The sequence below is a fragment of the Parapedobacter lycopersici genome, assembly GCF_040395035.1.
GTDB lineage: Bacteria > Bacteroidota > Bacteroidia > Sphingobacteriales > Sphingobacteriaceae > Parapedobacter > Parapedobacter lycopersici_A.
Genome location: NZ_JBEBRB010000104.1, coordinates 1 through 6,979, shown reverse-complemented (window position 1 = coordinate 6,979; position 6,979 = coordinate 1). Strand labels below are relative to the sequence as shown.

Genomic DNA, 6,979 nt, shown 5'->3' with positions numbered 1-6,979 from the left:
GCAGGGAGCCCAAGGAAATTTCGGTTAAAAACCTGGCATATATTATTCAGGCCCGCATGGAGGAGATTGTCGAGCACGTGTATTATGAAATTAAATCGTCCGGTTACGAAAACAAACTGATTGGCGGTATTGTGGTCACCGGCGGCGGGGCTCAGCTGAAACACCTTGTGCAACTGGTGGAATACATTACCGGGATCGACTGCCGTGTGGGATTCCCGAATGAGCACCTGGCTAAGAATGAAGTGCTGCCCAAAACCATCTATGATGAACTGAAGAGCCCATTATATGCTACAGGTATCGGGTTACTGATCAAAGGTATACTGGCCGAGGAGGTACAGGACGAAATGCCTGAAAAGAAAAGTGTCCTGTCCGTGAGGGAAATTACGGAAAAAGGAAATAAAGAAAAAGGCTTCTTTAAATGGTTCCGCGATATCATTAAAGACGGAAACGAGATTGATGACGAATCTTACCTCGGAAAAAAATAGTTTTCAACAACGACTGATTTTTCCACATTACTAACAATTGTGGAAAACCATTGTGTAAAATGTGCTATTATTACACTACGAATATTGAGTCAAAACGAATGTTGCATCATACTCTTTATGAGTAAAATACGATAGAGCTATGTCATTTAAGTTTGAAATGTTAAAGGAGCAATCGGCAATTATTAAGGTAATTGGCGTAGGCGGCGGCGGCGGAAATGCGGTCAATCACATGTATAAGCAGGGAATCAGCGGTGTTGATTTCATCGTTTGCAATACGGATGCACAGGCATTGGAATTGAGCCCCATCCCCAATAAGGTGCAGCTGGGCGCCAGCCTTACCGAAGGAATGGGAGCAGGAGCCGATCCCGATGTAGGTGAGAACTCAGCAATTGAGAGTATTGAAGACATCAAGCGTATGCTGGGTTCCAATACCAAGATGCTGTTTATCACAGCTGGAATGGGCGGCGGTACCGGTACGGGGGCAAGTCCCGTGCTGGCCAAAGCAGCCAGAGAATTGGGTATCCTTACTGTAGCGATCATAACCACTCCTTTTACTTTCGAAGGCAAACGGCGGCGGATGCAAGCCGAAGAGGGCCTGGGTGAATTGAAGAAGTACGTAGATTCGTACCTGGTTATTTCCAACGACCGGCTCCGTGACATTTTTGGAAACCTGACCATGACGGCAGCATTTGCGAAAGCAGATGATATCCTGACTACTGCGGCGAAGGGCATTGCGGAAATCATTACTATTCCCGGTTATGTCAACGTCGACTTTAAAGATGTGCGTACGGTAATGAACGACAGTGGGGTGGCGATCATGGGTAATGCCCTGGCAGAGGGCGAGGACCGGGCACTGCGGGCCGTACAGGGCGCATTGGCATCGCCGCTGCTTAAGGATAATGAGATCGAAGGCGCACGTTATATCCTACTCAACATCACCTCAGGCAAGCAGGAGGTGACCATGGATGAAGTTACCGTAATTACTGATTATATTCAGGATAAGGCTGGTCTGTCTGCCGATCTGATCTGGGGTAACTGCATTGATGAGACACTGGAGAATGAGTTGTCCGTGACGATCATTGCCACCGGATTCCAGACTTCAGAAGAACGGATAAAGGAAAAAGAAAACGAGCGGGTGGAGATCCCGCTTACCCCTGAGGAGCCGCGTACTCCTTATGTTAAGCCGATTAATCAGTTTGTACAGAAGAACACTGCTGCGGCAGAAGCGGAACCCGTTCCGCAGGCCCCGGTAGCTAAGCATACGAATGTAGCCGCCCAGCAGGACCTTTTCAGCACGACTTCCTCCAAACCGCAACTGCGCAACAGTACACCCGAAAATGATGGGATCATCCGTCATGAGCTGGCTCCTCAACGGGAAGAAGCTGAGGAAAAACCGCAGGAGAATGACGGCTATGAAGTAAAGACGTCACCTTCAACGCTTCATTTTGAACTGCCGACTACGTTTGATCAGCTGCCGGAGACTAAGCCAGCACCCGCAGCCGGCCCTGAAGAACAGCCCGCTGCACGTCCAGTAGAAGCGGTCCGTCAACCGGATGAGCAAAAAACACCGGAGTTTGTGGAAGAGCAGCTGCTGAAAACCAAGGAACGCATCCTCCGGCTCAAGGAATTGAGCATGAAGCTGAAATCAGCGAACGGACTCCAGGAACTGGAAACAGAGCCGGCCTATCGACGCAAGCAGATGGCGCTTGACGATGTGCCGCATTCGTCTGAGTCGCAGGTTTCCCGGTTTACATTGTCTACCGACGAAGGAATTACCGAAATTAAACCAAATAACTCATTTCTACATGATAATGTAGATTGATATCCCTTCCGCGAGATCAAATTATTGACCCGGTTGAAGGTATTGCATAAGCGTGATAAACAGTTGATTGGAGTTAAATCGTGTAAACGATGCTTCGGTTAAGTGCGTGGAATAGTAGTGGGCGGTTGTTACCTTTTGAATTAAAGTTTATCTTTGCTTCAATTTTTTTAACAATTTAATATTGAAAAAAGAGATTGGACTTATTTGACAAAATAACTAAAAACCTTGGGCCAATCGGCCAGCATTATGAATGGTCGCATGGCTATTTTTCGTTCCCTAAGCTAGAGGGCGATATTGCACCCCGTATGTTATTTAACGGGAAAGAACATTTAACCTGGAGCCTGAACAACTACCTGGGACTGGCCAATCACCCTGAAATACGGGAGGTGGACGGCCGGGCGGCATTGGAATATGGCCTGGCCTACCCAATGGGGGCAAGGATGATGTCTGGAAACAGCGTACACCATGAAACCCTGGAACAGGACCTGGCTGCGTTTGTCGGCAAAGAAGACGGTTACCTGCTTAATTATGGCTACCAGGGTATGGTATCCATTATTGATGCACTGGTCGATCGAAACGACGTGATTGTTTATGATGCGGAATCGCATGCCTGTATCGTGGATGGCGTTCGTTTGCATATGGGCAAACGGTTTGTTTACCGGCACAATGACATCGATAGCTGTGAAAAACAACTGATGCACGCATCCAAGCTTACGCGCCAGACCGGCGGAGCCATCTTATTGATTACAGAAGGCGTTTTTGGTATGTCCGGTGTACAGGGGCAGCTGAAGGAGATTGCGGCACTGAAGAAAAAATACGGATTCAGAATGCTGGTGGACGATGCCCACGGCTTTGGCACCATGGGGCCCACCGGGGCGGGGACACATGAAGAACAGGGCTGTATCGATGAGGTGGATATCTATTTCGGAACGTTTGCGAAATCAATGGCCGGTATCGGCGCTTTCGTAGCCTCTAATAAAGATATTATCACGTACCTGCGATACAATATGCGCTCGCAGACTTTTGCCAAATCGTTGCCAATGCCGATGGTACTCGGACTTAAAAAGCGCTTTGAGTTACTGAAAAGCAATCCGCAGCTCCGGGAGAACCTCTGGACAATCGCCCGCACGCTGCAGAATGGACTGCGCGAAAGAGGATTTGATATCGGTACTACGAATACCATGGTGACACCGGTGTTTCTGAAGGGCGACCTGAATGAGGCGACAGCCCTTACCAGGGACCTCCGGGAAACACATAGTATATTCTGCTCCATCGTGGTTTATCCCGTAATCCCGAAAGGACTGATCGAACTGCGGCTGATCCCCACGGCGGTGCATACACTGCAGGACGTGGCGTATACATTGGAAGCATTTACGGCTATCAGCGCCAAATTAAGCGCGGGCTACTATAAACAGGATGTTTCCCTGTCATCGGAATAGGAAGCTTTGGCTTGCCTATCTCATTGTAAAACAGGACGATATTTTGCGTTAATCGCGATAGTGTGGTGGAATGTGGAAAAAAAAGTGCGTTTATAGCGTGTTTTGGATGTTTTAAAGTTTTTTTTTCCGAAAAAAGATTCTACTTTTAACGCACTGTAGATTATTAACTTAATTAAATTAAACTTAAAAGGAGTATTTATTATGGCAAGTATTCAGAAATTTAATGAACTTAAAAGCTTGATCGAAGGGTTAGATGGGGATGCTGACAAATTCTTCAATAAAGGCAACAACGCTGCTGGCACACGGGTAAGAAAAGGTCTTCAAGATGTTAAGAACCTGGCCCAGGCCATTCGCTTGGAAATACAGGATGCAAAAAATGCAAAATAGGCATTATTAGCAATGCGTATTAGTTTATAAGGAGGCTGTCTTACCCGACAGCCTTTTTTATTTCAGACCGTCCGAGCATAAGGAAGCACCCGGTAGTATCGGTCTTTCACGGACCAAGCATAACAAGCCTAATGGATAAGAAACCAGATAATCCAATATGGGCAATGAGTTCGGCTTTTGATCAATTGCCCTTACATGCACTGATTGCCACCGCGGAGAAAATAGGGGTACAGGGAATAGACCTATGTGTATTTCGACGTGATGGCACCCGCAGCGATCATACCGCTACGCACCTGGAATATGAAGGGTTTTCGCCCGACGATGCCACGCGGGTACTCGACCTGTTTAATGCCTCCGGCCTCCGGCTTTCACTCGGCGCTTTTGAAAACCTGATCGGTGGCGATCCTGCCGAACGGATCCATAACCAGAATCATTTACTGAAACTGATCCGGATAGCGCACCTGCTCGGGGGTGATGCCAATGACGTGAAAGTAGGTACGTTTGTTGGGTATAATCATGAGCTTGGAAACCAGGAAAATGGTTTCCAGAAAAATCTGGACGAATACCGGCGGGTGTTTGCTCCGATTATCCGATATGCCGAGGATCTGGGGGTCACGATACTATACGAGAACTGTCCAATGGAAGGATGGCGCGGTGCTGCTTATACCTCTACCTATAATAACCTCCCTGGTGTACTCGCCGCCCGCAAACTAATGTATGCCCTTATCCCAAGCCAGGCACATGGCGAAATTTACGATCCGTCCCATGACGTCTGGCAGCATACTGATCCGGTAGAAGTGATTGCGCAGAGCGACGTGTCCCGCATCCACCGGATTCACGTCAAGGCAACCCGTAACCTAAAAACGACTGCACGTACGGATTGGGGTGGGATGTACCCAATGCAGTCGGTTGATGCCGGTTTAGCTGCAACGGCAGGCGTATCCATTCCGGCAAACGCCTGGGACCGGCATCACTACGAGGCAATGCTGCCCGGTTTCGGTGGATCTGATGACCTGGATTGGCGGGCTTTTGTTTCGCAGTTAACCGAAAAGGGATTTATCGGTCCTTATGAAATCGAAAACGAAGCGCGGAATTCGAAAGATACAGGTAATCCGGGAGCCATTATACAGGGTTTCCGGGCCGCAGTGGGCTTTCTGAGTCCGATGCTATGGGAGCTGGATGCCACAGGCGGCTACACCCACGGAGGTGTGAAACCCCTGCTTCCACCCAATGTGCGCGACATCCCCGTACGGACGGTTGATCAACTGTGAACAAGTGCAGGGGACGGGTGAAAAAAAATTGGTTTGCATTGTAAAATTGCGCAATTTAGATTTACGAATTAATAATTAACGAATTTTAAACTGATCATTTATGGGATTTTTAAAGGAATTCAAAGAGTTTGCCATGCGGGGAAGCGTGGTAGATCTCGCCGTGGGTGTAGTCATCGGCGCCGCTTTTGGTAAAATCGTTACCTCGCTGGTTGATGACATCATTATGCCACCCATTGGTTACGTCACCGGCGGTATTGATTTTTCGCAGTTGAAATATGTGCTTAAAGCCGCGGACGAAGCCGGCGGGGTTGCTGAAGTAGCCATTACCTACGGTAACTTCATCAACGTAGTTATCCAGTTTTTAATCGTTTCGTTCTGTATTTTCTTAGTGATCAAAGGCATTAATTCCCTCAAACGTAAGGAAGAAGCGGCGCCCGCCGCTCCGCCAGCGCCGAGTAAGGAAGAGGTACTGCTTACTGAAATCAGGGACGCACTTCGCGCAAAACAGTAACCGACCGCTTACGGGAAAACCGGACCGTGTTTTGTGAACGGGTAAGGTTAATAAATTGTGAAGGGTGCAGCAAACTAGGAATCAGTTTGCTGCACCCTTTTCGTGTTATAGCGGTGCGGCGCCGGTGGCTGAGCGGGTGATTATCCAGTTAAAATGTCCGTTTCACGTCCGGATTGGTAATAATCACATAATCCCCCAGGTGGCGGAAAGTTTCCCATTGGGGCTTATCAAAGCCTTCGTGCGGAAAGCAGGAAATATTCTTTACCCGCAGCGTAGCAGCATATTTGGCCAGCTGGGCAATCGTACCGAGTTTTTCATCGCTATGAAAGCGGCCGTTCAGGTGTAAAATCTTGACCGCGGGTGTCCGTTTGGCCAGCTGGCTGATGCGGTAAGCCATGGTAGCATCCCAGAGATTCTGACTTTGGTAGATCTTCATGTTGGCCATGCCGCTGCCATGTTCGCCCATCAATCCGTTGAATTTTTCGTAATAGGGGCCGGTTAGGGTATCAATAGGCAACGGCGCCAGTAACATTTTGGCGGCTTCGTCCAGCGTGTCGAGGCTCCTGAGTCCCTCACGCGTCACCCGGTTGGTGTAACGGCTTGGTGCATTAGCTGCCAGTACGTTCAGTTGATGCGCTTTGGCATATTCAACCGCAGGGCGGTAGTCCGCGTAATTATTCCATAATACGGCATCTTTACTGAAATTTCGTTCCGTAATCAGGCCCCCAAGGTATTCGTTGAGCACCAGCTGATCGTCACTTACCAGCATCTCCATGGACAGGGCGACGGTTTCGTAGCGCTCATCCATTGCCTTAAGTACGTCATACTGTAGCGCATGGGCCACTGAATCGTTATGCTCTTCTCCAAAAAACAACACATCGGTGTGCTGCAGTGAACCCACCAGTTCGGACAGGCTGATTTCTTTTTCTGCCTGCGTGTCAAAAACACGGTACAGCAAACTGTCAGTCTGTGCGTGCGCAACAGCGGTAAACGTCGTCGCGAAAACAAGGGTAAGGAGTTGTTGACGTATGTTCATGCTGCGAAGATACGGGTTTGTGCAGCAA

6 protein-coding genes and 1 pseudogene are annotated in these 6,979 nt (G+C 48.6%); 6 read left to right on the top strand and 1 reads right to left on the bottom strand.

Going from position 1 to position 6,979, the window contains the following annotated elements; genetic code table 11:
* The 6 genes and pseudogenes from ABWO75_RS13085 to mscL form a co-directional block, all read left to right on the top strand.
* Positions 1-485: pseudogene (locus ABWO75_RS13085) on the top strand (cell division protein FtsA); the annotation flags it as partial.
* A gap of 139 nt (positions 486-624) precedes the next feature.
* Entirely contained in the window at positions 625-2,307 is a 1,683-nt protein-coding gene (gene ftsZ, locus ABWO75_RS13080) for a cell division protein FtsZ (protein WP_353186232.1), read from the top strand.
* 194 nt (positions 2,308-2,501) lie between these two features.
* Positions 2,502-3,746, top strand: coding sequence for an aminotransferase class I/II-fold pyridoxal phosphate-dependent enzyme (locus tag ABWO75_RS13075; protein ID WP_353186231.1), 1,245 nt, complete (start codon positions 2,502-2,504; stop codon positions 3,744-3,746).
* Between the two features lie 201 nt (positions 3,747-3,947).
* A complete protein-coding gene (locus ABWO75_RS13070; RefSeq protein WP_090629460.1) occupies positions 3,948-4,133 on the top strand; it encodes a BF3379 family histone-like protein in 186 nt (61 codons plus the stop codon).
* Between the two features lie 131 nt (positions 4,134-4,264).
* The gene (locus ABWO75_RS13065) at positions 4,265-5,404 is read left to right on the top strand and encodes a sugar phosphate isomerase/epimerase family protein (protein WP_353186228.1); all 1,140 of its coding nucleotides are present in this window, start codon (positions 4,265-4,267) and stop codon (positions 5,402-5,404) included.
* Between the two features lie 100 nt (positions 5,405-5,504).
* Positions 5,505-5,915: a large-conductance mechanosensitive channel protein MscL gene (gene mscL / locus ABWO75_RS13060; RefSeq protein WP_257657746.1), complete on the top strand. Its 411-nt coding sequence runs from the start codon at positions 5,505-5,507 to the stop codon at positions 5,913-5,915.
* Positions 5,916-6,063: 148 nt separating this feature from the next.
* On the opposite strand, the gene ABWO75_RS13055 is transcribed toward mscL, so the two are convergent.
* Positions 6,064-6,979: ChaN family lipoprotein (locus tag ABWO75_RS13055; RefSeq protein ID WP_353186226.1), on the bottom strand; the 916-nt coding region annotated here is incomplete at its 5' end.